3 protein-coding genes and 1 pseudogene are annotated in these 3,308 nt (G+C 60.9%); 2 read left to right on the forward strand and 2 right to left on the reverse strand.

Annotation, left to right across the window (positions count from 1 at the left end):
* Positions 1–50: 50 nt before the first annotated feature.
* Positions 51–665 carry a DDE-type integrase/transposase/recombinase gene (locus BMW72_RS18080; RefSeq protein ID WP_092113117.1) on the reverse strand — a complete coding sequence of 205 codons (615 nt, stop codon included), beginning with the start codon at positions 663–665 and terminating at the stop codon, positions 51–53.
* A 59-nt stretch (positions 666–724) separates the two neighbouring features.
* The gene (locus BMW72_RS18085; RefSeq protein ID WP_092113118.1) at positions 725–1,129 is read right to left on the reverse strand and encodes a hypothetical protein; all 405 of its coding nucleotides are present in this window, start codon (positions 1,127–1,129) and stop codon (positions 725–727) included.
* A 187-nt stretch (positions 1,130–1,316) separates the two neighbouring features.
* Here BMW72_RS18085 and BMW72_RS18090 point away from each other — a divergent pair, with 187 nt between their 5' ends.
* Together BMW72_RS18090 and BMW72_RS18095 are read left to right on the forward strand one after the other, a co-directional pair.
* Positions 1,317–1,844: an AAA family ATPase gene (locus tag BMW72_RS18090; RefSeq protein WP_241983863.1), complete on the forward strand. Its 528-nt coding sequence runs from the start codon at positions 1,317–1,319 to the stop codon at positions 1,842–1,844.
* A 136-nt stretch (positions 1,845–1,980) separates the two neighbouring features.
* Positions 1,981–3,092 (forward strand): annotated as a pseudogene (locus tag BMW72_RS18095) (IS30 family transposase).
* Positions 3,093–3,308 lie beyond the last annotated feature (216 nt).

Raw genomic sequence — 3,308 nt, forward strand, 5'->3', positions numbered from 1 at the left:
GTGCTTTCAGCTTCTCATTTCGTTCTGTCATGACCATTAGTGTCACTCCTTCAAATGGATCCGCAACCCCTTACACAAACCATCTGACACCCTCGCGCATCCGAGCGCATCGACGGGCCGGAGTCCGCGTGGACGAACTTCGGGGTGCCGTGCTCGCGGAAAGCTGTCTCGAACATGTCCACCGCGAGATGGTCGCTCTCGCGTTCTTCGACCCGGAAGCCGACAATTTTGCGTGACCAGATGTCGATGATCGAGTACGCCTTGAACGCTTTCCCCCGCCACGGAGAGTGCAAGTCGGTAATGTCCCAAGACCACACGTGCATGGGTCCCGTTGCGATCAGTACCGGCTTGTCACGGGGTTTTCTAGATCCCCGCCGGGTGGGCACGAGGGGGCGGGTGCTCTGGTCCTCGATATCGGCCGCGATCCGCCACCAGGACCGGCGCCCGGCGAGCATGACGCCCTCATCCCAGGTCGACGCGAACGTGTGATCAACCGCGTTTCCCTTCTTCCAGCCGGCCGTGATTTTCGTCTCGATCACGGCCCGATCGGCCGAGTCGATGCGCGAAAGATACGCGCGTTCCTTCTGCGGTATCGGCTTGAGCACCCGCGCGCGCGGCGTCTGCCGGTACTGCCAGGTGGACCGGGCCACGCCCGTGATCGTCAACGCTTGACGTTGCGACCCCGTCGCGCGCGTCAGCTCCGCGACGAGTTCGTTCTCCAGCGTCAGGAACTGGATGGATCGGGTGTCGTCGGGGTGGCTGCGGGCTCTTCCTCGCTCATCGCGTGCAAGAGCCCGATAGCTGTTCCCAACGCGGTATTGGCCTCCTCCAACTCGCGCACACGCCCACTCAAACGTGCGACCTCAGCAGCCTGCGCTTCGCGCTCCGCAGCACGCAACTTCGCCAGTGCCGTGCGTTTCTCCGATGGAATAGTCATCTGACTAGCCTCTCGCGGAATGAGCCCGCGGTCGAGATCGCCAGCGAACACCGCGTCGCTCCACCGTCTCAGCGTGTGCGACGAGACCCCACGCTCCACGCGCCAGGCAGTCTTTCCTCCGTGCACAATCGCGTGGTACTCATAAACAAACTCGCGAATCTCTGCCGTCGTGAACCCTGGGCTGATTGACATTTCTCTGCTTCCTGCTGATTGTGAACTGACTCACAACCAGCTTGACGCAGAGGGGACGGTAGACATCTCTGGATGATGCATCGCTAAGACTGACAATCGTTACATTGGTGCGTACACGGCAAGTGTTAGGCGCCCTCCGCGTGAATTGGCGGTCAGAAGCACTGCTCTGGGAATATGTTGAGAAAAATTGATACTGCACGCTACACACCACAAAACCTTAGCGTCGGATATTCGACGAATTCACAAGCCACCCCCATACGTCCACACCGAGTCACGCTCCAGCGGCCGCACCGAACTGCTCATCATCGATGAGGCCGACCGTCTCAAGACCACCGGCCTCGAGCAAGTCCGAGACTACTTCGACCGCCACCACGTGGGCGTCATCCTCATCGGCATGCCCGGCATCGAGAAACGCCTCGCCCGCTACCCCCGGCTCTACAGCCGAATCGGATTCGCCCACGAGTACCGACCATTGACCCCCGACGAACTCACCGCAGTACTCATGCGTCGGCTCCCCGCTGCAGCCGAGGCGGCCGACGGCGGAATCGCGCACGCGACCGCAGCCGCAACCATCGTCCGCATCACCGGAGGCAACTTCCGCCTCGTCGATCGACTCCTCACCCAGATCGAGCGCATTCAGACCGTCAACGGCCTCGACGCACTCACACCAGAGATCGTCGACGCCGCGCGCGAAGCACTCCTCATCGGCCACTGATCGCTGCCAAAACAACGCCACTTACCGTTGCGACTCACAGATATTGAAAGGGTTAGGGGAGGGGGCGTGAGACGGCTCATATCCCTAGGGCGGCTTCAAGGGGTCGTAGCAACACCGTATAGGTGAGGTGTTGTTGATGGCGTCAAGAGTGGTGTTGAAGGATCGCGAGAACTTGTTCTGGGATCGGGTCCGTGAGGGAATGTCGGCGGCGGCCGCGTGCGAATCTATAGGAGTGAATCGCAGACAGGGATATCGGTGGATCAAGGCCGCTGGCGGGCGAATACCCGTTCCGGCCGTTGCGTCTTCGGGACGTTACTTGGGCCAAGAGGAACGTCTGCGCATCGCAGATCTGCGGCTTGGCGGTGCCGGCGTTCGCGCGATCGCACGGGACCTGGGGCGCTCCGCATCGACGATTAGCCGTGAGTTGCGCCGGAACGCACACCCGGCAAGCTCGATGACCGGCAGCTTGCCGCTGTCGTTGAGGAACGATTGCGGAAGAACTGGAGTCCGCAGCAGATCAGTGACGATCTCGCGGTCGTGTTCGCCGGCCAAGACGAACTGCAGGTCTCCCACGAGTCGATCTATCAAAGCCTCTACGTTCAAAGCGGTGGTTACGTCGGAGTTCACCTGCACCGGCACCTGCGGCGGGGCCGATCAGCGCGAAAACCGCGGGCCACGCAGCTGAACGCGGTGGGTAAAATTCGCGACAAAGTGATGCTGAGCGAACGGCCCAAAGAGGCCAACGACAGGCTGGTCGCCGGTCATTGGGAGGGCGATTTGATCGTCGGTTCGGCATCGGGATCGGCGATCGCGACTTTGGTTGAACGCACGACCCGGTTCGTCATCTTGGTGCACCTGCCCAACGGTCACAGCTCCGCTGACCTCCACGATGGACTCATCCGTGTGCTGGAAGGTCTGCCAGCCTTTCTGCGGCGGTCATTGACGTGGGATCAGGGAACCGAGCTTGCTCGGCACGTGGAGATCACCAAAGCAACCGGGGTTCCGATCTTCTTCTGTGATCCAGGTTCACCCTGGCAGCGCGGCTCGAACGAGAACACCAACGGCCTACTGCGCCAGTACTTCCCGAAAGGCACCGATCTGAACGCCCACAGCGCTCAACGCCTCCTCGAAGTCGCCACTGAACTCAACGAGCGGCCACGCAAAACCCTCAACCGGAGCACCCCAGCCGACCTGCTCAGCGAGCTAGTCTCGAAGAAAGAAATAACCCCTGTTGCTTCCACCGCTTGAAATCGCCGAACGTATAGATGACACGTGTAGAGCATGGGTTGAGCGCCCGTTAGCCGAACCCTGAATGGGAAAGGTTCGGGCGGTGTGCCTCAGCGGTTAGCCGTAGTAACCGATCAGTGGGACGATCGCGGCGGTGTATTGCCTCGGACCGTTGTATTCGACGATTGCGGAGTCGGGGTCGATATGCCCGTGCGGTTTGAGCTCTTGGAGTTGTTG

This window comes from Cryobacterium luteum, assembly GCF_900110125.1.
Lineage (GTDB): Bacteria > Actinomycetota > Actinomycetes > Actinomycetales > Microbacteriaceae > Cryobacterium > Cryobacterium luteum.

Bases quoted from the DNA above. Each gene is read 5' to 3' on its own strand.
- BMW72_RS18085 (WP_092113118.1), bottom strand. From the start codon at position 1,129: ATGTCAATCAGCCCAGGGTTCACGACGGCAGAGATTCGCGAGTTTGTT.